Source organism: Venatoribacter cucullus (assembly GCF_016132445.1).
In the GTDB taxonomy this organism is placed as follows: domain Bacteria; phylum Pseudomonadota; class Gammaproteobacteria; order Pseudomonadales; family Oceanobacteraceae; genus Venatoribacter; species Venatoribacter cucullus.
Map to the genome: position 1 here is coordinate 2,262,020 of NZ_CP046056.1, position 22,788 is coordinate 2,284,807.

The following is a 22,788-nucleotide window of genomic DNA, read 5'->3' on the forward strand; positions in this document are numbered from 1 at the left end:
GCCTGTCTGGTATGTTCAGGCCCAAAAACCAGAACGCCTTTGGGGAATTAGCGTATGGCCGTGCTGACCGGTTTGCCACGCCGTCTTGTCGAACAAAATCTGATCACCAGCCAGCAGGCACAGCAGGTACTGGATAAGTCCCGGCAGGATAAAACCAGCTTTGTAACGGCTGCCGTCGCCTCCGGGCAGGTGAAAGCGCGCCCGGTGGCGCTGCTGGCCTCGGAAGAGTTTGGCGTACCGCTGCTGGATCTGACCGCCTTCGATTTTGAAGTAATGCCCAAAGAGCTGGTCAGCCGTGAATTAATTGAAAAGCACCGTGTGTTGCCGCTGTTCCAGCGTGGCAACCGGCTGTACATCGCCCAGAGCGACCCCTCGGCCATGCTGGCCATTGATGAAATCAAATTCGCCACCGGCATGACCATCGAAGCCATTCTGGTGGAAGAAGATAAATTGTCCCACGCGGTGGATAAATTCCTGGCCGCCAACGACAACAGCCTGGGGGATTTGGGCGGCGACTTCGAAGATGTCGACCTGGAAGACCCGGAAGCCCGCAGTAAAGAACAGGAAGCCGACAGCAAAGAAGGCACTGGCGATGACGCACCGATTGTGCGCTTTGTGAACAAAATGCTGCTGGATGCTATTAAAGCCGGCTCGTCCGATATTCACTTTGAGCCCTACGAAAAGCGCTACCGCGTGCGGTACCGTACCGATGGTGTATTGCACGAAGTCTCCAGCCCGCCGGTGAATCTGGCCGGTAAAATTGCTGCCCGTCTGAAAGTGATGTCGCAAATGGATATTTCCGAGCGGCGGATTCCGCAGGACGGCCGCATCAAGATGAAGCTGTCCAAATCCAAGGCCATCGACTTCCGGGTAAACACCTTGCCCACGTTGTGGGGCGAAAAAATCGTACTGCGGATTCTGGACCCGTCGTCGGCCAAACTGGGCATTGATATGCTGGGTTACGAGCCGGAACAGAAAGCCCTGTATATGGAAGCGCTGGCGCGCCCGCAGGGCATGATTCTGGTTACCGGGCCCACGGGTTCGGGTAAAACCGTATCGCTGTACACCGGCCTGAATATTCTGAACGTCGAAGGCACCAATATTTCCACCGCCGAAGACCCGGTGGAAATTAACCTGGAAGGTATTAACCAGGTGAACGTGAACGCCCGCGTGGGGTTGGATTTCGCCGCGGCCCTGCGTTCGTTCCTGCGTCAGGACCCGGACGTGGTGATGGTGGGTGAGATCCGTGACCTGGATACCGCTTCCATTGCCATTAAAGCGGCCCAGACCGGTCACTTGGTGCTGTCCACCCTGCACACCAACAGCGCCGCCGAAACCTTAACGCGTCTGGCCAACATGGGCGTACCGTCCTTTAACATTGCCACCTCGGTATCGTTGATCATTGCCCAGCGTCTGGCCCGGCGCTTGTGCTCAGCCTGTAAAGTACCGGCTGAAATCCCCAAAGAAACGCTGCTGGAAGCCGGTTTTACCGAAGCCCAGCTGCAGGATGCCGAAATTTATAAGCCGGTGGGCTGCGAACAATGCAAAGGCGGTTATAAAGGCCGTGTTGGTATTTATGAAGTAGTTAAAATTACCGACAGCATCTCCCGTATTATTATGGAGGGCGGCAACTCCATCGAAATTTCGGACGCTGCCCGCAAAGAAGGCTTTAACGATCTGCGCACCTCGGCCCTGATGAAAGTGGCACAAGGGGTAACCAGCCTGGAAGAAGCCAACCGCGTAACCACCGACTGACGCTTGTCGCCGTGCCCTGCGCACCTTTATGGATAAATAAAGCTTATGGCCAAACAAATTAAAAACAGCAGCTTCACCTGGGAAGGCACCAACCGCCGCGGGCAGACCATTAAGGGCGAAATGTCGGGCCAGAACGCCGCTATCGTGAAAGCCCAGCTGCGCAAACAGGGTGTAAACCCGCTGAAAGTGCGCAAAGCCGCGCAGCCGCTGTTTGGCATTGGTGGGCCGAAGAAAAAGAAAATTCAGTCATCAGACATCACCTTTTTTACCCGCCAGATGGCCACCATGATCAAAGCCGGTGTGCCGCTGGTGCAGTCGTTCGACATCGTTGCCGATGGCATGGACAACGTCTCGATGAAAGAGCTGGTGTACACCATCCGTGACAGCGTCTCGGCGGGTAACGATTTTGCTTCGGCTCTGAAACAGCACCCGGAATACTTTGATGATTTAACCTGCAACCTGGTGGAATCCGGTGAACAGGCCGGTGCGCTGGAGTCCATGCTGGACAAAGTAGCGGTGTATAAAGAAAAAACCGAATCGCTGAAAAAGAAAATTAAAAAAGCCCTGATGTACCCGGCCGTTACGCTGGCCATCGCTTTTATTGTGACCATTATCCTGCTGGTGAAAGTGGTGCCGACCTTCCAGGAAATGTTCAATAACTTTGGTGCTGAACTGCCGGCGCCTACGCAGTTTGTGGTGTATCTGTCCGTGCTGGCACAAACCTACTGGTTGCACGCCTTCGGTATTCTGGCCGTTATCGGTGTGGGCTTTACCCAGGGCCTGAAACGCTCGCCGGCATTCCGTGATGCTTTTGAAAAATTCACCCTGCAGGTACCGGTGTTCGGTGACTTAATCCGCAAAGCGGCAGTAGCCCGTTATGCCCGCGTACTCTCGACCACCTTTGCTGCCGGTGTGCCCCTGGTAGAAGCGCTGGAGTCGGTATCCGGTGCTGTGGGCAACGTGGTGTACCGTGAAGCGGTGCTGAAAATCCGTGATGAAGTCTCGTCCGGCCAGCAGATGCACTTTGCCATGAAATCCACCGGGGTGTTCCCCAACATGGTGGTGCAGATGACCAGTATTGGTGAAGAATCAGGTGCTCTGGATGCCATGCTAGATAAAGCCGCCACCTACTTTGAAGAAGACGTCGATGCCACGGTAGACGGCATGACCGCCATGCTGGAACCCATGGTAATGGCGTTCCTGGGTATTGTTATTGGTGGCCTGATCATCGCCATGTACCTGCCCATCTTCCAGATGGGGGACGTGGTGTAATGTCCACCCTCGCATTTATCGGCAACGAACCCTGGCTGGCCGTACTCAGCCTGGTGGTACTGGGCCTGCTGATCGGCAGCTTTCTGAATGTGGTGATTCTGCGCTTTCCCATCATGCTGTTCCGGGGCTGGAAGCGCGATTGTGAAGAGATGGTCAGCACCTTGCCCGACCATCCGGCGCTGGCCAACATGGACAAGCCGTTTAACCTGCTGAAACCCGATTCCCATTGCCCGAAATGCCACGCGCCGGTACGAGCCTGGCAGAATATTCCGGTCATCAGCTGGTTGCTGTTGCGCGGTAAATGTGCCAGCTGCGGCACCCGCATTGGCTGGCGTTACCCGGCGGTCGAACTGGCCACCGCGCTGTTCAGTGCGGTATTGCTGCTGGTCTTTCCCTGGGGCTGGCAACTGGCCGCCATGCTGGTATTTACCTGGCTGTTGATCAGCATGGCCGTGATTGATATCGACCACCAGATTCTGCCCGACACCATGACGCTGGGCCTGATGTGGCTGGGGCTGGCCATTAACACGCAGGGCCTGTTTACCGATTTAACCAGCGCCGTCTGGGGTGCCATTGGGGGTTACGGTTTACTGTGGTCGGTGTTCTGGTTATTCAAACTGGCCACCGGCAAAGAAGGCATGGGCTACGGTGACTTTAAACTGCTGGCCGCGCTGGGCGCCTGGCTGGGTGTACAAAGCCTGCCCCTGATTATTCTGCTGTCGTCCGTCGTGGGTGCGGTGGTGGGAATTGCCGGCATTCTGCTGCAGGGCCGCGATAAAAACGTCCCCATTCCCTTTGGTCCGTATCTGGCCGCCGCCGGCTGGATTGCGGCACTGTGGGGCAACGACATTACCCGCTGGTACGTCGGACACTTCTGATGTGGGTGCTGGGTTTAACCGGGGGCATTGGCAGCGGTAAAAGTGCAGCCAGCGACTACTTTGCCAAACTCGGCATTGTGGTGGTGGACGCCGATATCGTCGCCCGCGAAGTCGTCGAACCCGGCCAGCCGGCCTGGCAGGCCATCCGCGAGCATTTTGGCCCAGAGGTACTGCAGGCCGATGGCAGCCTGAACCGTGCCTGGCTGCGCCAGAAAGTGTTTGCCGAACCAGCCGAGCGCCAATGGCTGGAACAACAAACCCACCCACGCATCCGCGCCAGCATTATTCGCCAGCTGCAACAGGCGCAGTCACCCTACGCCATTCTCAGCTCACCCTTGTTGTTTGAATCCGGCCAGGCACAGTTAACGGCCCGCACGCTGCTAATTGATGTGCCGGAAGAAGTACAGTTACAACGCGCCAGCGCCCGCGATGGCAACGACGCCGAACAAATCCGCCGCATTATGGCCGCCCAGCTGAGCCGGCAGGAACGCCGTACCCGCGCTGACGACCTGGTGGATAACAGCGGTAGCCTGGAACAGTTGTATGCGCAGCTGCAGGGGTTGCATGAGAGGTATCTCTCGTTGAGCGTTGAGGGTTAAGCGTTAGGCGAGCATTGGAGCTTTACTACCGGGCACGCTGAACCCTGAACGCCCAACCCTTAACGACAAATTAACTCCGAAAATACCCATAACGATTGAAAAAAACATTCTGGACACCGCATGAAAGTAAACTGCCCAACCTGCAAAAAAGACGTGGAATGGACCCCGGAGAATAAATACCGGCCGTTCTGCAGCGAACGCTGCAAGCTGATTGATTTAGGCGAATGGGCCAGTGAAGGGCATGCCATTCCCGGCCGCCCGGCGGATGAAATTTTAATGTCGGAAGACTGGGAAGCCAGCCAGCAGGAACCGAAGCATTGAGCAGTGTTTAGGGTTGGGCGTTCAAGGTTCAGCGAGCCCGGCGTTCAGTCCCGATGCCCGCTCAATACTCAACGCACGACTAACCCTCAACCCTCAACCCTCAACGCCTAACGCATCAATGCCCCCGATGATGCCCGCCTTTACCTGGGCCCATGCCCGGCCCTTCCATACCACGGATATCGGCTGTTACCGTCTGACATTCGCCATCGGCAAAGCATAACTCCAGTGCCAGCGGTGCGTTCAGAGGCAGTTGCAGGTTAAACAGCATCAGGTGCAGGCCACCCGGTTGCAGGCTGACATTGCCGCCGGCGGGTACGGTGATGGATTCAATTTCACGCATCCGCATCACGCCGTTGTCGTTGGTATGGGTGTGAATTTCAATATTGCCGGCCCATTCGGCCCTGGCCGATACCAGTACTTTGTCGGCACTGCCCGGGTTGCTCAGTTGCATAAAGGCCGCACTCATGGCGCGGCCGGGAATGGGTTCCCGTACCCAGGCACCATTCACCTCAACCGGTTCTGCCCATAGCGGGGCGGATAACAGGGTTGCTAATACAAGGGCCAAACTACGCATTGTCATTCTCCGGCTTAATGCCTTAACCAATTAAAAACCAAACCATAATCGACCCGGGCACGCTGGGCCAGCACCAGCCCTGAGACAAATTGCCGCACTATTGCCGCTCTATTGCCGCACCATTACCACACTCAAGCCGGCTGCCAGTTCAGTGCATCCTGCAGCTGGGCGGAAGGGCGGCTGAAGGCATAACCGCTTAAACCGCCCACGCCCACCTGCTGCAACGCCTGCACATCGGCCGGTTGTTCTACCCCTTCGGCCAACACCTGTAAATCCAGACTGTGGGCAATCTGCACCATGGACTGCACAAAAAAGCGGTGGTCACCGGCCTGCGCCAGACCACGGTTAAAGCTGCCATCAATGCGCAGGTACTGCAGCGGTAAGCGTTGCAGATAGGCAAAAGCCATACTGCCGGTGCCCACCTGATCGACCCCCAGCACCACGCCAAACGGCTGCACCACATCCGCCAGCCGTAACAGTGCGGCTTCGGTGCCGGGCAGTGACGATTCGGGTAATTCCAGTGCCAGCTGGGCGGCCGCTTCCGGCGCCGCCGCCAGCCACTGCTGCAGCTGGCGTTGGAAGGCATCGTTCAGCACCGATGCCGGCGAAATATTCACACAACAGCGCACGCCTGCAGGTAAAACCTGTTGCTGCAGCTGACGCAACACGTTGCGCACAATCAGGGCATCAAACTGGGCCGCCAGATGGTGCTGTTCCACCATCGGCCAGAAACGGCCGGCGCTGAACGATTGCCCCTGCCACTCAATACGGCTGAACACTTCCAGCTGTTGCAGGGTTTTGCCATCGGCCGCCAGTACCGGCTGAAACAGCAGCTGCAGCCCTTCGTTCTGCAACACCTGCAGCAGCATGGTGCGCCATTCCCCGGCCGTCAGTTCAGCGTTTGCGTTATCGCCATCGTAGAGTTTTACCCCGCCGGTGGCCTGATGCTGCGCCTGCCGTAAGGCGGCATCGGCACAGCTGAGGGCCTGCGCCGGTGATTCCTGTTCACCCTGCAACACCACGCCGCCCAGATGAAACACCAGCCCCTGCCGGCGCGACAACACTGTGGTGCTGAGCTGGTCGTACAGTTGCTCGGCCAGCACCGCAGCCTGGGCTTTGCCGGTACAGGGCAGATAGAGGGCAAAATCACTGCCACTGCGGCGACCGGCAAAGGCGGCGCTGTAACCCTGCAACCAGAAACGCAGCTGGCGGCCCAGACCGTGCAATAAATCATCGGCGGCCTGGCGGCCCTGCTGCTGATTCAGCTCGGCCAATTGCTGCAGTTGCAGCAATAACAGCACGCCACTGTGGCCATCACGGCGCTGCAGAATATGTTCCAGCCGCTGGTCAAAGCCGCGCCGGTTTAATAAACCACTGAGGCTGTCGCTGAAGGTTTCGGCACGCAGCTGTTCGGTTAAGGCCGCTTGCTCGGTAAAGATGGTGCGCAGTTTTTTCACCATCTGATTCATGGCCAGCACCATCTGACGCAATTCCCGCGCTTTGGGAATGTTGCGCTGCACCGGCCATTGGCGGTTGCAGATCGCCTGTGCCTGTTTTTCCACTTCCGCCAGCGGCCGCAGCAGCCAGCGCAATAACCATTGCAATAACAGCAGGCTGAGCACCAGTACCAGCCCGTACCATTGCAGCTCGTGGCGTACCATGGTCCATAAATCCTGATAGGCCGGGCCGCTGTGGCTCAGCACCCGCAACGTGCCCAGTCGTTGCCAGCCGCTGGTGACATCGGCTTCCGCAACCAATAAATCCAGCGCAAACAAACGCGGCAACCAGTCCGGCACATCGCTCACCACGTCATCGGCGCGGCGCTGCAACTGGCTGCCATCGGTCGCCTGCAATTCAATCAGGGCAAAGAAACCACGATCAAACAGCGCATCCATCTGGCGCTGCAGCTGTACCATATCGCCGGCCGTCTGCGACATGGATAACGCCAGCGAGGTGGCGGCATCGTAGGCGCGGGCGTTCAGCTGTTGCTCAAACGCGCTGCGGGCATTGTTAAGCGTCAGCAACAGGCTGCCGCTGAGCAGAATAAGAACCAGAAGGCCGGTGAGAATCGAGAATTGCTGTCGCAGGGTCATGGCACTGCTTCCTTGTTATCCGTTCTTGTTATTGGTTTTGTTACGCACTGCTATAAATCCATGCCCTGGGCCTGCATGCGCACGCGCAGGTCAGTCCAGAGGTCGAGCTTGTTCGGGTTGCCCATCAGAATGCCCTGCCCTTTCAGGCGCTCCAGCCACATGCCTTCGGCATTAAAACTGTACACCGGCACCAGGTCCGGACGCTTGCTGGCCGGAGCAATAATATTGATCAGGTTATCCAGCACCAGCGGCACCGCATCCGGCGTGGGAAAGTAGGTTAATACCATGTGCGCTTCGTTCAGGCGAACCGCTTTCACATAGGTAATCCGCAGTTTGGCGGTATCCACACCCAGTTGGCGCAACGAGTAGTATTTGGCGATCACATAGTCTTCGCAGTCGGCACCGGCGGTGGTCAGAATGTCGTAGGGCGTGGCCCAGTAATCGTCCTGCTGCCAATGTTTCAGATCGCTGATAAACGGAACTTCGCGGTTAAAAAACGCATTCACGGCAGCCAGCTGTTCAGCCTCCGGCGCGCCGGCCAGATTGGCCAGTAAATCCTGCCAGCGTTGCAGTCGCGCCACGGCGGCCGCATCGAAATCCTGTCCGGCCTGTTCCAGCAAGGCTTCCGGTACTGCCCGGCGGGCATCGGCACCGGCACGGGTAACCAGCAGCAGGCCTGCCAGTAACAGGACAAACAGCAGGAAAACACGGCGGCACATTGTTGTTATTATGGGTGCGGACATAAAAGCACTGACAGAGCCGGCAAGGGCGTTAAGCATACGCGAAGTTAACAGCCTGAAACCATAATGCCGTCGATCCGTTTACAAAAGCTGCTATGCTCAGCCCATCAGGTTTGCAAAAGTAATAACAATGTCTGAGACCGAAATGCTCAGTGCTGCCGAGCGTCTGAAACAGCACTTTTCTTCCCGGGTACTGAATCAGGTCCGGCAGGTAATTGACTTGTGGCGCCAGCTGCCTGGCAGCCAATGGTCGGCCGAGCGCATGACCGATTTCCGCACCGGTTGTGAAAAATTACAGAAATTTGCCCAGCGTTTTGAAGCCGCCCGTCACGAACAACTGGCCCGCGCCCTGTTACAGATTCTGCACAGCATTCAGCCTGGCCGCAGCCCCGACAGCGCCCAGCTGGAGCAGCTGAACAAGCTGATTATTGACCTTAGTAAAACCGCCCTGCGTCACACCGATGACAAAGCCACCGGCGTACCGATTCCGGAAAAGAAACCCGTGTATGTGGCCCTCAGCCATCAGGACCAGGCCGCATTAATGGCCGAGCAGATGCAGTATTTCGGCTTACGTCCGGAACTGCAGATCTCGGCCACTGAATTTCAGCAGGCCCTGCAGCGCCGCCACCCTTCGGTGCTGGTAATTGACCATGATTTCGGCGGCCCCCAACAAGGTGTCGCGCTGGTGCAGCAGCTGCAACAAAGCCGCGAAAATCCGTTACCGGTACTCTTCACTTACAGCGGTAACGAACGGCCGGCACTGGCCGAACAGTTGCAGATGATGCGTTGCGGCGGCGTGGGTATTTATAACGAAACCGACGTCCACAGCCTGATTGGTCAGCTGGAATCCCTGCTCGACGTTATTCCTGAGTCCCCCTACAAAGTACTGGTTATTGACGATTCCCGCGCCCAGTCACAACACACCAGCAATGTGCTGAACAAGGCCGGTATGCTCACCGAGGTGATCAACGACCCACTCACCGTACTGGATGTGCTCAGTGGCTTTACCCCGGACCTGATTCTGATGGATATGTACATGCCGGGCTGCAACGGCATGGAACTGGCCAAGGTGATCCGTCAGCAACGTCAGTACCTGAACCTGCCTATTATCTATTTATCCGGTGAGGAAGACCGCGAACGTCAGCTGGCCGCCATGGCTGAAGGCGGTGACGATTTCCTGACCAAGCCGGTGGAAAGCAATCACTTGCTCACCACCGTGCGCAACCGCATTGTCCGCGCCCGCCAGCTGCACCAGCTGATTGCCCGCGACAGCCTCACCGGCCTGCTCAATCACACCCACCTGTTGGGGGCCTTGCAGGAAGCCATGCGCCGTAATACCGACCGGCCGCTGACCTTTGTGATGGTGGACATCGACCACTTCAAACAGGTGAACGATACCCATGGTCACCCGGTCGGTGACCTGGTAATCCGCAACCTGTCGCTGTTTTTACGCCAGCGCCTGCGCAAATCGGACCCCATCGGCCGTTACGGCGGTGAAGAATTTGCCGTGATCCTGCCCGACGCTGACGAAGCTCAGGCCATCAGCATCATGGACGATATCCGCGCCGGCTTTGCCAACCTGCTGCACGATGGCAAAAGCCTGCGCGTCAGCTTTTCCTGTGGCGTAGCGCAATGGCAGGGCGAAAGCCTGAGCGAACTGGTCTCGTCCGCTGATCAGGCGCTGTATCAGGCCAAGCATCAGGGCCGCAATCAGGTCGTCGGCGCCAGCAGCCTGCCCAGCCACTAAACCCAGCCAACAAGGCTGGCCGCTGCTGCGCTGGACGCTGTGCCGCTTTTTCGGCAAACTCGCCCGCTTCTGACTGCAAATCCTTTCCCGACTGCAAGGTAATCCCGCTATGGCAGGCATTTTGGTTTTACAGGGGCCGAACCTGAATCTGCTCGGCACCCGCGAGCCGCATATTTACGGCAGCACCACGCTGGCCGATATTGAACAACGGCTGCAGGCACAAGCGGCGGCGGCGGGCTTCACGCTGGAACAATTCCAGAGTAACGCCGAACACGAGCTGCTGAACCGTATTCATGCCGCCCGTACCGATGGCACCGCCTTTATCATTATTAACCCGGCCGCCTTTACCCACACCAGCGTGGCGCTGCGCGATGCCCTGGCCGGCGTCGCCATTCCCTTTATCGAAGTGCATATTTCCAACGTGCATGCCCGTGAAGCCTTCCGCCAGCATTCGTACCTGTCGGATATTGCCATCGGCGTTATCGCCGGGCTGGGCGTACAGGGCTACGAACTGGCGTTACAGGCGGCCGTAAAACGCCTGCAGGAGCAAGCATAATGTCGTGGATGCAAGTCCGGTTTCACGCCGGTGCCGACCAGGTCGAAGCACTGGAAAATGCCTTACTGGCCGTTGGCGCTCTGTCCGTTACCCTGCAGGACGATGCCGACCAGCCCATTCTGGAACCGGAACTGGGTACCACCCCGATCTGGGACAACACCCAGGTTATCGGCCTGTTTGAAGCCAGCCGTAACAGCCACGAGCTGCTGCAGGAAATTAATGCAGCGTTTCAGGCCGAAGGCGGCAACGAGCTACCGCGCCATAAAACCGAACTGGTAGAAGACAAAGACTGGGTACGGGCGTGGATGGATGACTACCACCCCATGCCGTTCGGCAAGCGTTTATGGGTATGCCCCAGCTGGCGGGAACCGCCGCAGCCGGACGCGGTCAATCTGCTGCTCGATCCGGGCCTGGCCTTTGGTACCGGCACCCACCCGACCACGGCGCTGTGTCTGCGCTACCTCGACCGTGAAGTGCAGGGCAACGAACTGGTGGTGGATTACGGTTGTGGCAGTGGTATTTTGGGCATCGCCGCCCTGCTGCTGGGCGCGAAACACATGGTCGGCGTGGACATCGACCCGCAGGCCTTAACCGCCACCCGCGATAACGCCGGCCGCAATGGCATTGCCGACGACCGCTATGAAATTTATTTGCCGGCCGATACGCCGGCGGTACAGGGTGATATTACCGTGGCCAATATTCTGGCCGGCCCGCTGACCGAACTGGGGCCGCATATTGCCGGCCTTACCCGTCAGGGCGGTAAACTGGCGTTGTCCGGCCTGCTGGCCGAGCAGGCTGAAGAAGTGTCGGCCTGCTACAGCCAGTGGTTCGATATGGCCCCGGCTCAGCAACAGGATGACTGGGTTATTCTTACAGGGATTAAACGCTAAGGATTGTTCATGGCCGTACACGTTACCCGCTGCCCCCATTGTCAGACCAGCTTTCGCGTCCGCGACGAGCATCTGAGTGCTGCCCGCGGCATGGTGCGGTGCGGCTCCTGCCTGCAGGTATTCAAAGCGGCTGAGCACTTTATTGATGGCGACGCAGCACCAGCCGCCGCCAAAACACTGGTAAAAGCACCCGCGACAGCCGCGCAGCCGGCCAGACAACCGGCACCGCCAAAACCTGCCGCGGTAAAACCGCCCGCCCCTGCCGACGATGACGACGATTTCGGTCTGATTCACGACAATATGGACGACGAGCCACTACCGGAAAAAATGGCCGATGATCCCTTTGTCGATTTCAATCTGCGCACGCCGGAAAAACAACCGCGGCCGGCCCCGCGCTTTGAACTGGAACTGGATGAATCCATTACCAGCCTGCGCAATGCCAGCAGCACCACCCTGGATTTCGTTGACCCAGAAAAGGCCGGCAAAGGACAGGATGACGACGAAGCCTGGGCCGATGCCCTGCTGCAGGACGACCCGCAGGATGATATTGCCCCGCCACCCAAGCGCCCGGTGCTGAACGAAGCCGAATTTAACTTTGATCTGCCACCGCCGGAAGAAGATGATTTCCGTGGTTTCCTCGATGACGACGAAGACGAAGCCGGGCTTGCGGCGACCAAACGCCCCTCAAAAAACACCGGTAAAAACACCAGTTTTGCCCTGAATGGCGATGACGAGCTGACACAACAAGCCCGGGAAATTGCCATTCCGGTGCGCAATGTCCCCCGCCTGCAGGCTGAACCGCTGCAGTTTCAGGAACCCACGGCCAATCACCGCCGGCTGCCCTGGGGCTGGCTCAGCGGCATTGTACTGATGCTGATCATTGCCGCCGCCCAGACCCTGTATTTCCGCTTTGACGACTGGGCGCGCACGCCCCAATGGCGGCCGTTCTACAGCCAGCTGTGCGCGCAACTGAACTGCACCCTGCCCAAAGTGCAGAACGTCCGCGAAATGAATACCCAGCACCTGGTCGTGCGTGCCCACCCGAAGCTGCAGAAAGCCCTGATGGTAGATACCCTGCTGCTGAACCGCGCCGATTACGAACAGCCCTTCCCGGATCTGCTGCTGGTATTCAGCGACCTGAACGACCGCGTGGTCGCCAGCCGCCGCTTTACCCCGGCGCAGTACCTGTCGGGTGAACTGGCCGGCCAGCAGGACATGCCGGTACGCACCCCGGTGCACATTGCCCTGGAACTGGTCGACCCGGGCCCGGAAGCGGTTAGCTACGCCATCGATTTGCTGGGGAATCAGTAGGGGCGTCGCCGTTAAGTGTTAGGCGTTAAGGGTTTGGCGCGCACTGCAGCAAAAACCCAACGCCCAACGCCCAACGCCCAACGCCCAACGCCCAACGCCCAACGCCCAACGAACATTTTCCCCCTTTATTCCGAAGGGGGTTATGAGTATCATACCGCGCCTTAACCGCAGCACATTTTTTAACCAGATCTCACCCGAATTCTTATGCCCGCAATTGGCCCCTACACACTACCCAATCCCGTAGTTCTGGCGCCGATGGCCGGGGTTACCGATCTGCCGTTCCGGCGCTTATGCCGGCAACTGGGCGCCGGTCTGGTGGTGGGTGAAATGGTGTCGGCCAGCGCCGATACCCGCAACACCCGCAAATCACAGCTGCGTATGAACCATGAGGGCGAGCCCGAGCCTATCGCCGTACAGATCGTCGGTGGTGACCCGGAAATTATGGCCGCCGGTGCGGTTTTTAACGTACAGAACGGCGCCCAGATCATCGACATCAACATGGGTTGCCCGGCCAAAAAAGTGTGCAACAAAGCGGCCGGTTCGGCGCTGATGAAAGACGAAGGCCTGGTACGCGAAATTCTGCAGGCCGTGGTGGCCGCCGTGGATGTACCGGTATCGCTGAAAATCCGTACCGGCTGGGATCCGGACCACCGCAATGGTCCGCGCATTGCCCGTATTGCTGAAGATGCCGGCATTGTGTCGCTGGCGGTGCATGGCCGCACCCGCGCCTGTGGTTACGGCAACACGGTGGAATACGACACCATTCGTACCATTAAACAGAGCGTTGGTATTCCGGTGTTCGCCAATGGCGACATCACCAGTGCCGAAAAAGCCGTCGCCGTTATGCAATACACCGGGGCCGATGGCGTATTAATCGGCCGCGCCGCCCAGGGGCGGCCGTGGATCTTCCGCGAAGTGGCACATTATCTGGCCACCGGCGAACAACTGCCGCCGCCATCACTGGCCGAGGTAGAGCAGATTCTGCTGTCACACCTGCAGGGTTTGTATGAATTTTACGGTGAGTTTCTGGGTGTCCGCATTGCCCGCAAACACACCGGCTGGTACCTGGCGCAGCAAGGTGATACCGGCTTCCGCAGCCGCTTTAACCCGCTCGACAGCGCCGCCGCCCAACTGGCCGCCGTACAGGCATTTTTTAAGGACGCTATCCGCAGCAAGGAGTTAGCCGCATGAACACCAAGCTTTTAGAAACCGATTTTATGAACACCGACGTTATCGATAGAAGGATGGTTGACACTGTGAGCGATTCAGCAGACCTGCAGCAATTTCTGCGCGCCCCGTTAGAACCCACGCAAACCCTGCGTGACAGTGTGGAAAAAGCACTGCAGAACTACTTTGATCAGCTGGATGGTCAGTCCGTGGTGGATATTTACGACATGGTCCTGTCCGAGGTGGAAGCCCCGCTGCTGGAAACCGTGATGAAATATACCCGCGACAACCAGACCAAGGCCTCACTGGTGCTGGGCCTGAACCGCGGTACGCTGCGTAAAAAGCTGAAACAGTACGGCATGCTGTAAGCCTGCGGGCCAGCACCGGCGGCCCTGTGCCGCTTTTTCTTTTTTCATTGACGACAGAAAGCGACCCTATGAGCACTCACATTCCTGCCAACGAAAAACCGGTTGATATTACTCCGGTACGCCGCGCCCTGATCAGCGTGTCTGACAAAACCGGCATCGTCGACTTCGCCCGTGCCCTGCACGCCGCCGGCGTGGAAATCCTGTCCACTGGCGGTACTTATAAGCTGCTGATCGACAATAAGATTCCCGCCATAGAAGTGTCTGACTACACCGGTTTTCCGGAAATGATGGATGGCCGGGTAAAAACCCTGCACCCGAAAATTCACGGTGGTGTGCTGGGTCGTCGTGGTCAGGACGATGCGGTAATGGCCGAACACGGTATCAACCCCATTGATCTGGTGGTGGTCAACCTGTACCCGTTCGCCGCCACCGTGGCCAAGCCTGACTGCCACCTGGCACTGGCGATTGAAAACATCGACATCGGTGGCCCCACCATGGTGCGCTCCGCCGCCAAGAACCACGCCTACGTGGGCATTGTGGTGAACACCGCCGACTACGCGCTGGTGCTGAACGACCTGCAGGCGCACAACGGTCTGCGCTACAAAACCCGCTTCAACCTGGCCTTGAAAGCCTTTGAACACACTTCCGCTTACGACGGCATGATCGCCAACTACCTGGGCACCATTGACCAGTCTGCGGAAGAACTGAGCACCGACAACCGTCTGGCGTTCCCGCAGACCTTCAACAGCCAGTTCATCAAAGCGCAGGACATGCGTTACGGCGAAAACCCGCATCAGCACGCGGCGTTTTACGTGGAAGCCAACCCGGTTGAAGCCTCGATTGCTACCGCCAAACAGTTGCAGGGCAAAGAACTGTCGTACAACAACGTGGCCGACACCGACGCCGCGCTGGAATGCGTAAAATCCTTTACCAAACCGGCCTGTGTGATCGTGAAGCACGCCAACCCCTGCGGCGTGGCCGTGGTACCGGAAGACGACGGCGGCATCCGCAAAGCCTACGATCTGGCCTACGCCACCGACAGCGAATCCGCCTTTGGCGGCATCATCGCCTTTAACCGTGAGCTGGACGCCGAAACGGCCAAAGCCATTGTTGACCGTCAGTTTGTGGAAGTGATCATTGCACCGAAAGTCAGCCCGGAGGCTGCCGATGTGGTCGCCGCCAAGCAGAACGTGCGTTTGCTCGAATGCGGCCAGTGGCCAGCCGAGCGTAGCGCCGGGTTTGATTACAAGCGCGTCAACGGCGGTTTGCTGGTGCAGGACCGTGACAACGGTATGATCAGCGAAGCTGACCTGAAAGTGGTGACCAAACGCGCCCCCACCGAAGCCGAACTGCACGACCTGATCTTCGCCTGGAAAGTGGCCAAGTTCGTGAAGTCCAACGCCATTGTGTACGCCAAAAACCGTCAGACCGTGGGCGTCGGCGCCGGCCAGATGAGCCGCGTCAACTCCGCCCGTATTGCGGCCATTAAAGCCGAACACGCCGGTCTGGCCGTGGAAGGTGCGGTAATGGCGTCGGACGCCTTCTTCCCGTTCCGCGATGGCATCGACAACGCCGCGAAAAATGGCATTAAAGCCATTATTCAGCCGGGCGGTTCGATCCGCGATGAAGAAGTGATTGCGGCGGCCGATGAGGCCGGAATCGCAATGGTGTTTACCAACATGCGCCACTTCCGCCACTAAGCTTTTCGGAGCTGCTGCGCTTGGGCTGGCGGCGTTAAAAATTCCTTCGGGATGCTCATGTAGATTAATGGCAATAACGTTGGGCGTTCTGCGGGCACATCAGCGCAGGCGATGAACACTGAACGTGGAACGTTGAACGATTAAACAGGTACCGATTATGAAAGTGTTAATTATTGGCAGTGGTGGTCGCGAACACGCTCTGGCCTGGAAGGCCTTGCAATCGCCGCTGGTTGAGAAAGTATTCGTCGCGCCCGGCAACGCCGGCACCGCTATTGAAGCCGGTGTGGAAAACGTTGCCATCGATGTGATGAACTTCGACGCGCTGGAAGCCTTCGCCAAAGACAACGGCATTGGTTTAACCATCGTCGGCCCCGAAGCGCCACTGGTAGGTGGTATCGTGAACCAGTTTGAAGCCGCTGGGCTGAAAATTTTTGGCCCGCGTCAGGGCGCGGCGCAGCTGGAGGGTTCCAAAGCCTTCACCAAAGATTTCCTCGCCCGCCATAAAATCCCGACCGCCGATTACCAGAACTTCACCGAGGTTGAGCCGGCCCTGGCGTACCTGCGTGAAAAAGGCGCACCGATTGTGGTGAAGGCCGATGGTCTGGCCGCCGGTAAAGGCGTGATCGTGGCCGAAACACTGGAGCAAGCCGAAGACGCCGTAAAAGACATGCTGTCCGGCAACGCCTTTGGTGATGCCGGCTGCCGCGTGGTAATTGAAGAATTCCTCGCCGGCGAAGAAGCCTCTTTCATCGTCATGGTCGATGGCAAAAACGTGCTGCCAATGGCCACCAGCCAAGACCACAAGCGCGTCGGTGATAAAGACACCGGCCCGAATACCGGTGGTATGGGTGCCTATTCCCCGGCGCCGGTGGTCACGCAGGAAATTCACGACCGCGTCATGCGCGAGGTCATTTACCCAACCGTCAACGGCATGGCCGCCGAAGGCAACGATTACACCGGTTTCCTCTACGCCGGTCTGATGATCGACGCCGCCGGCACCCCGAAAGTGATCGAATACAACTGCCGCTTCGGTGACCCGGAAACCCAGCCAATCATGCTGCGTATGCAGTCGGATCTGGTGGCGCATTGCCTGGCCGCACTGGATGGCAAACTGGACAGCGAAACTGCCCAGTGGGATCCGCGTCCGTCACTGGGTGTGGTACTGGCGGCGGCCGGTTACCCGGGCGATTACCCGAAGGGTGATGTGATCAGCCTGCCGGCCACGGAAGCGGAAGGCTGCAAAGTGTTCCACGCCGGTACCCAGCTGAATGCCGCCGGCCAGCCGGTGACCGCCGGTGGCCGTGTGCTGTGCGCTACCGCACTGGGCAACAGCGTCAGTGAAGCGCAGGCCAAAGCCTATGACCTGATCAAAGGAATCAGCTGGCAGGGCATGTTCTGCCGCTCCGACATTGGCTACCGCGCCATTGCCCGCGAGCAGGATAACCACTAACAGGTTCAGACGGAGATCTCAGGGATGAGCCAGTCACTGCCCACCACCGTACTGACGGTCCTGCTGGCCTGGTTGCTGTCTGCAGCCGCCAGCGCCAACAGCCCGGTGCTGGTTCCTCCCGAGTCATTCGCTTACTCCATTGCGCCCTTTGTTTCGGTCTACGAAGACAGCAGCCGGCAACTGACCATAAACGAGATGGTGCAGCGCGATTACCAGCTGCGTTTTACGCCCAGCCATGCACAAGCGCTGAAATTTGGTATCAGTCGTTCCAATTACTGGCTGCGCTTCAGTGTCACCAACCCCTACCAACACCGCCGTGAAGTGATATTCACCCTGTCGGACAGTGATCTGGCGGTGTTTGAAGTCTTTGATATCAGCGATCCGGATAACCACCAACACCTGACCGATGATCACCCCGCCCGCGATCTGCGCGGTGGTTATATGCAGGCCTATCCGGTGGTGCTGAGCCTGCCCCCCGGCAGCACCCATACTTATATGCTGCTGCTGAACTCCGATGGTCTGTTCAGCACTCAGCCACGACTGCTGTCACGGGATCGCTTTGTCGCCAATGAGCAGGAATATTCGCTGCTGGCCGGCATTGCCTTCAGCTGGATTCTGGCGACGCTGGCCTTTTTCAGCTTTGTCTGGTGTACCCGCAAAACACCCATGGCCGCCATCGGCATCCTGTATGGCCTGGCTCTGGCGCTGTATCAGCCGGCCTGGTCCGGACATCTGCACCTGTTCGCCGGCGTCAGTACATTTGTTGCCGATAAACTCAGCGAGCTGGCGCTGGCAATATCGGCCGCCGCACACCTGCTGGCCGGTACGCAATTGCCCTGGCAGGGACGCTATGCCGGCAAAATACGCCGCGGGCTGAAACTGGCCGCTGCTCTGCAGGTTCCGGCAGCGGTGCTGATTATGCTGCTGTTACCGCAACCGGCCATGCTGTTGATTGCCGCCCTGATGATGCTGAATTCCCTGCTGATGATTCCGCTCCTGTTACTGGTGCCGGGCAAAGACAAGTACCTCAGCAACTGGCTGCTGGCCGGGCACGCGGTCTTACTGATTGGTGGTCTGCTGGCCCTGCTGACCGCCTACAACCTGCTGACGCTGGACAGCCTGATTTACTGGGCACCGATTATTCTGCCGATGCTGGTCATGGCCACCTTAGTGGTTGCCACCATGCTGCTGATTACTTCGGGCCGGCAACCGGTCGCCCGACGGGATAACGAACTGCGCCTGACCCCGGCCCTGCTGGCGCAGATCAGCCACGAACTGCGCAGCCCGATCAACGGCGTACTGGGAATGCACGAGCTGCTGGCCGACACCCCCATCAGCCAGCAACAGCGGGAACTGGCCGACACCATTGCCCTGGCTGGCCATGATCTGCTGCATATCGTCAACGAAATTTCCGATACCGCGCGCCTGCACAACGGCGTGCTGGAGCTGGAGCGGCATGCGTTTAATCCGGCCCCTTTACTGACCCGCATGGTCAGCCATTTCCAGCAGGAAGCGGCGCGTAAACAGGTCGAGCTGGTACTGGATCTGCGTGATGATCTGCCGGCTCTGGTCAGCGGTGATCCGGCCCGGCTGCAACTGGCGCTGCATAACCTGCTGGCGCGGGCTCTGGCCTATACCGAACACGGGGAAATGACCTTATCGGTAGCCCCTTACCGCAGCACACAGGCCAGCGGTATCCGCCTGCAGATACAATTAAGCAGCACCATTCTGAAACAGGAAGAACTGAAAAGCGCCTTCCAGATTCTGCAATATCAATTGCCCATTCCTGACAGCCGTAACGATAAGAACTGGAGTCTGCTGCTCACCCGATTCCTGCTGCAGCGTATGCATGCCTTGCTGGAAGTGGAGAGCATGACCGCGCAGGGAGCCTCGCTGACGCTCTTTATGCCGCTGCCAACCCAGCCCAGCCCGGCCGTTGTCAGCCCCAAAACCGATGGTTCGCTGATTGGGAAACGGGTATTGATTGTGGATGACAGTGCGTCGTTACGGGCGGTGCTGGAACGTCAGACCAAACGCTGGGGGATGCGCCCGGACACCACTTACAGCGCCAAAGAAGCCCTGGCGATGCTGCGCAATCAGATCAATATCGGCAAGCCCTACGACATCATCATCATGGACCACGATATGCCGGTGATGAACGGCCTGCAGCTGGCCGCGCGGATTAACCAGGATGCGGATATCAGCATCAAACCGGCGCGGCTGATGCTGACCGGTATCAGCCTGTCCGTTATCCGCAAAGAAGCCATCGAACAAGGCATTCAGTGTCTGCTGTCAAAACCGGCCGACAGTGAACGCCTGCGCCAGGCCATTCAGGATTTACTGCGCACTTAACCGGCGGGCACGGCGCGACTGGCCGCCCAGTCACGCAGATCCTGCATCGGCTCGGCCATCACCACGGATAATGGCTGCGTACGCTGTAATTCCAGCAACAGATCGGCGGTGCCGATCTGGCCATTGTTGCCGGCGGCATGCCAGGCCGATACCACCGCCTGCTCCAGCTCGGCACCGGAGAAACCCTCAGCGGCCTGCGCCAGCACCGGTAAATCCAGCGTCTGCGGGTCCAGCCCGCGCTTCTGCAGGTGAATGCGCAGAATATCGGCCCGTACCGCCGCTTCCGGCAGATCGACAAAAAACATTTCATCCAGCCGGCCCTTGCGCAGCAGTTCCGGCGGTAAGGCATGAATGTTGTTGGCGGTGGCGACCACAAACACCCGCGTATCGTGTTCGGCCAGCCAGGTTAACAGGGTGCCGAGAATGCGCTGACTGACACCGGCATCGTTGCTGTCCTGCCCCAGACCTTTTTCAATTTCATCAATCCACACCACGCAGGGCGACATCATTTCCGCCAGCTTTAACGCTTCGCGCAGATTGCGCTCGGTTTCACCGAAAAACTTGTTGTACAGGGTGCCGAAATCCAACCGCAATAATGGTATGCCCCAGTGCCCGGCCACCGCTTTGGCGGCCAGACTTTTACCGCTGCCCTGCACCCCGAACAGCAGCATGCCACGCGGACGCAGCTGACGTTCGGCGGTTAAAAACGCCTGCCGGCGTTGTTCCAGCCACTGTTTCAATGCCGTTAAGCCGGCCACATCGCTCATGCGCGCGGTGTCGTATTCAAAGCTCATCACCCCGTCCATATCCAGCAGTGCCAGCTTGGCCCGGCTGACGCCCGGCACATCGTCCTGGGTGATGGCACCGTCATCGACAATGGCGCCCCGCACCAGCCGGCGCGCGTCCGACAAGGTTAACCCACGCAGGTTGGCGACCAGCTGCTGCAGGGTGGCGTTATCGGTACGGACTTTCACGCCCGAGGTTTTGGCGTAGCGCTGCGCTTCTGCCCGCACCAATGCCAGCAGCTGCTGTTCATCCGGCAAGGCCATACTGAAGGTGGCACTCAGGCGCTGTAATTCCGCCGGCACTTTCAGGCTGTGACTGAGCAGCACCAGGGTTTTGCCCAGCCGTTCCTGCTGCAGAGCAATGTCCTTTAACAACCGCACCACCACCGGTTCTTCCAGGAAGGGATGCAGGTCGCAGAAAATAAACAGGCCGCCATCGTGACGTTCGCGCACCGCTTTCAGCGCATCGGCCGGCTGGCGGGTATCACCACCACCAACGTCCTCACCAAAACCGAGCCGGCGCAAACCGTCGGTTAAGGTCCATTGCTGCAACGCCAGCCCGCGGCGGATGGCCAGCCGGGTCAGCATCTCCAGCGCCCGCGCTTCCTCGTGAGATTCGATCAGCAAAATGGGAACGTGCCGGTCGAGCAACAGCCCAAGATCATGAATTTCCTGCATGCCAGACTCCTTCAATAGGCCGCCATTCTAGCCCCTGCACTGCCACCGGGCGAGTACTGTACTACCCCGATTTGTGGCATGCAGGCACCGGCCAAATGGCTTAGAATGGCGCAAAGTCCGGAGGTAGCCTTATGAGCAGCAGCACCCGCCATTATTCCCTGTTCGATAAACTGATCCACAACGCCGATCAGGCCCTGCGCACGCTGGTGCCCGGCGCCGCGCAGGAATACCGCCCGTCACCCGCACAGCAGCGTGACCACCACGAACTGAGCGACACCGAAGCCCGCCACGCCGCCGGCTTAATGCGTATTAACCACACCGGCGAAGTCTGCGCCCAGGCGCTGTACCAGGGCCAGGCGCTAACCGCGCGCCTGCCGGAAGTGCGTGAGGCCATGGAAGAAGCCGCCCGCGAAGAGGTTGACCATCTGGTCTGGTGCGAACAACGCATCAAAGAACTGGGCGGCCGCACCAGCCTGCTGAACCCGCTGTTTTACGGCCTGTCGTTCGGCATCGGCGCGCTGGCCGGCAAAATTTCTGACCGCGTCAGCCTGGGCTTTGTCGCCGCCACCGAAGAACAGGTGTGCAAACACCTGAGCCAGCACATGACCAGCCTGCCGGTGCAGGACGAGAAGAGCAAAGCCGTGCTGCTGCAGATGCTGGAAGACGAAGCCCGTCATGCCACCACCGCCCTCGACGCCGGTGGGCATAAATTTCCCCTGCCGGTGAAACTGGCCATGACCGCGGTTTCCAAGGTCATGACCAAGTCTGTTTACCGGGTCTGATTTTCAGCCTGTTCGGCTGGGTGGCCGTACGCCAGCCCTGCCGGGCTGGTTGGCTGCCACTGCGTGGCAGCTAATGCGGGGCTTCGCCTACCGCCATGGATGGCGGAAATGCCGGTTTTGCAGGAGCAAAAACCGGCCCTGCACCCCAATGCAAGGGGAGGCATCCCCTTACCAACCCCTCTGGCCCGCGTTCCAGCTGGTTACTCGCTTCGCTCGCCCTTCGGGCCAGCCTTCGGCTGTTACTCCCGCTGGTCGTTTCCTCGTTTACCAAACCCAATTGAGCATACGCGGCCAAGGGGCATCCATGCCCCTACCCGCTCGTTTGGAATCATCCAAACGATGCTATTGGCTTTGGAAAACTTCGGGCTGAAACGAATGGGCCGAAACAACTTCAGCGGCTACGCCGGCATGGTTTTATTGAGCGCGCTCTGCGCGCAAAACCAAAAACCAAAAACCAAAAACCAAAAACCAAAAACCAAAAACCAAAAACCAAAAACCAAAAACCAAAAGAAAATATCCGGCCACAGGCCGCCAAAAAAGATTCAGGTTGCTGCGGTTTTACCAGGCCCATTCGGGCCAGCCCGCAGGTAAAAAAAGCCGGTAGCCATGCCCGGATGACTCCGGGCAAGGATCGTGGCACAGGACGTGCATTACGATCCGTTGGCTTAACCGGATTTTTTTAACCAGGATCAGCTGGGACGCGGGCCAGAGGGGTTCGCAAGGGGATGCCTCCCCTTGCATTGGGGCGCAGGGGCGGAGCCCCGCATCAG

Annotated in this window: 20 protein-coding genes; 16 read left to right on the forward strand and 4 right to left on the reverse strand. The window is 58.6% G+C overall.

Annotation, left to right across the window (positions count from 1 at the left end; translation table 11 throughout):
- Positions 1–54: 54 nt before the first annotated feature.
- The 5 genes from pilB to yacG all read left to right on the forward strand — a co-directional run bounded on the left by pilB (position 55) and on the right by yacG (position 4,825).
- Positions 55–1,755, forward strand: coding sequence for a type IV-A pilus assembly ATPase PilB (gene pilB / locus GJQ55_RS10715; protein WP_228344961.1), 1,701 nt, complete (start codon positions 55–57; stop codon positions 1,753–1,755).
- Positions 1,756–1,800: 45 nt separating this feature from the next.
- Positions 1,801–3,027, forward strand: a complete 1,227-nt coding sequence (locus tag GJQ55_RS10720; protein ID WP_228344962.1) for a type II secretion system F family protein — start codon at positions 1,801–1,803, stop codon at positions 3,025–3,027.
- Positions 3,027–3,905, forward strand: a complete 879-nt coding sequence (locus GJQ55_RS10725; protein ID WP_228344963.1) for a prepilin peptidase — start codon at positions 3,027–3,029, stop codon at positions 3,903–3,905. Before GJQ55_RS10720 ends, GJQ55_RS10725 begins: the two co-directional genes overlap by 1 nt.
- Entirely contained in the window at positions 3,905–4,504 is a 600-nt protein-coding gene (gene coaE / locus GJQ55_RS10730; RefSeq protein WP_420907144.1) for a dephospho-CoA kinase, read from the forward strand. Before GJQ55_RS10725 ends, coaE begins: the two co-directional genes overlap by 1 nt.
- 120 nt (positions 4,505–4,624) lie before the next feature.
- Positions 4,625–4,825, forward strand: coding sequence for a DNA gyrase inhibitor YacG (gene yacG, locus GJQ55_RS10735; protein ID WP_228344964.1), 201 nt, complete (start codon positions 4,625–4,627; stop codon positions 4,823–4,825).
- Between the two features lie 115 nt (positions 4,826–4,940).
- Here yacG and GJQ55_RS10740 read toward each other — a convergent pair whose 3' ends face one another.
- From GJQ55_RS10740 to GJQ55_RS10750, 3 genes are all read right to left on the reverse strand, one after another.
- Positions 4,941–5,399: a copper chaperone PCu(A)C gene (locus GJQ55_RS10740; protein WP_228344965.1), complete on the reverse strand. Its 459-nt coding sequence runs from the start codon at positions 5,397–5,399 to the stop codon at positions 4,941–4,943.
- A 131-nt stretch (positions 5,400–5,530) separates the two neighbouring features.
- On the reverse strand, positions 5,531–7,492 hold the full coding sequence (locus GJQ55_RS10745; RefSeq protein WP_228344966.1) for an EAL domain-containing protein: 1,962 nt from the start codon (positions 7,490–7,492) through the stop codon (positions 5,531–5,533).
- A gap of 50 nt (positions 7,493–7,542) precedes the next feature.
- Positions 7,543–8,211, reverse strand: coding sequence for a transglutaminase-like cysteine peptidase (locus GJQ55_RS10750; protein ID WP_228344967.1), 669 nt, complete (start codon positions 8,209–8,211; stop codon positions 7,543–7,545).
- Positions 8,212–8,362: 151 nt separating this feature from the next.
- Between GJQ55_RS10750 and GJQ55_RS10755 the strand changes: the two genes are divergently transcribed.
- The 9 genes from GJQ55_RS10755 (at position 8,363) to GJQ55_RS10795 (ending at position 19,773) form a co-directional block, all read left to right on the forward strand.
- Positions 8,363–9,979, forward strand: coding sequence for a GGDEF domain-containing response regulator (locus GJQ55_RS10755; protein ID WP_228344968.1), 1,617 nt, complete (start codon positions 8,363–8,365; stop codon positions 9,977–9,979).
- Positions 9,980–10,088: 109 nt separating this feature from the next.
- The gene (gene aroQ, locus GJQ55_RS10760; protein ID WP_228344969.1) at positions 10,089–10,535 is read left to right on the forward strand and encodes a type II 3-dehydroquinate dehydratase; all 447 of its coding nucleotides are present in this window, start codon (positions 10,089–10,091) and stop codon (positions 10,533–10,535) included.
- Complete coding sequence (prmA, locus tag GJQ55_RS10765) at positions 10,535–11,425, forward strand: 50S ribosomal protein L11 methyltransferase (protein ID WP_228344970.1); 891 nt, start codon at positions 10,535–10,537, stop codon at positions 11,423–11,425. Before aroQ ends, prmA begins: the two co-directional genes overlap by 1 nt.
- 9 nt (positions 11,426–11,434) lie before the next feature.
- Complete coding sequence (locus GJQ55_RS10770) at positions 11,435–12,736, forward strand: DUF3426 domain-containing protein (RefSeq protein ID WP_228344971.1); 1,302 nt, start codon at positions 11,435–11,437, stop codon at positions 12,734–12,736.
- 204 nt (positions 12,737–12,940) lie between these two features.
- Positions 12,941–13,927, forward strand: coding sequence for a tRNA dihydrouridine synthase DusB (gene dusB / locus GJQ55_RS10775; RefSeq protein ID WP_228344972.1), 987 nt, complete (start codon positions 12,941–12,943; stop codon positions 13,925–13,927).
- Positions 13,928–13,980: 53 nt separating this feature from the next.
- Positions 13,981–14,271 carry a DNA-binding transcriptional regulator Fis gene (gene fis, locus GJQ55_RS10780; RefSeq protein WP_228346786.1) on the forward strand — a complete coding sequence of 97 codons (291 nt, stop codon included), beginning with the start codon at positions 13,981–13,983 and terminating at the stop codon, positions 14,269–14,271.
- Positions 14,272–14,339: 68 nt separating this feature from the next.
- Entirely contained in the window at positions 14,340–15,971 is a 1,632-nt protein-coding gene (gene purH / locus GJQ55_RS10785; protein WP_228344973.1) for a bifunctional phosphoribosylaminoimidazolecarboxamide formyltransferase/IMP cyclohydrolase, read from the forward strand.
- A 157-nt stretch (positions 15,972–16,128) separates the two neighbouring features.
- On the forward strand, positions 16,129–17,421 hold the full coding sequence (purD, locus tag GJQ55_RS10790; RefSeq protein WP_228344974.1) for a phosphoribosylamine--glycine ligase: 1,293 nt from the start codon (positions 16,129–16,131) through the stop codon (positions 17,419–17,421).
- Positions 17,422–17,445: 24 nt separating this feature from the next.
- Entirely contained in the window at positions 17,446–19,773 is a 2,328-nt protein-coding gene (locus tag GJQ55_RS10795) for a hybrid sensor histidine kinase/response regulator (protein ID WP_228344975.1), read from the forward strand.
- Here the strand turns inward: GJQ55_RS10795 and GJQ55_RS10800 are convergent.
- Positions 19,770–21,236, reverse strand: a complete 1,467-nt coding sequence (locus GJQ55_RS10800) for an AAA family ATPase (protein ID WP_228344976.1) — start codon at positions 21,234–21,236, stop codon at positions 19,770–19,772. The genes GJQ55_RS10795 and GJQ55_RS10800 overlap by 4 nt on opposite strands.
- A gap of 131 nt (positions 21,237–21,367) precedes the next feature.
- On the opposite strand from GJQ55_RS10800, the gene coq7 reads away from it, so the two are divergent.
- Together coq7 and GJQ55_RS10810 are read left to right on the forward strand one after the other, a co-directional pair.
- Positions 21,368–22,018 carry a 2-polyprenyl-3-methyl-6-methoxy-1,4-benzoquinone monooxygenase gene (gene coq7 / locus GJQ55_RS10805; protein ID WP_228344977.1) on the forward strand — a complete coding sequence of 217 codons (651 nt, stop codon included), beginning with the start codon at positions 21,368–21,370 and terminating at the stop codon, positions 22,016–22,018.
- 108 nt (positions 22,019–22,126) lie between these two features.
- On the forward strand, positions 22,127–22,609 hold the full coding sequence (locus GJQ55_RS10810; RefSeq protein WP_228344978.1) for a hypothetical protein: 483 nt from the start codon (positions 22,127–22,129) through the stop codon (positions 22,607–22,609).
- The last annotated feature ends 179 nt before the right edge of the window (positions 22,610–22,788 follow it).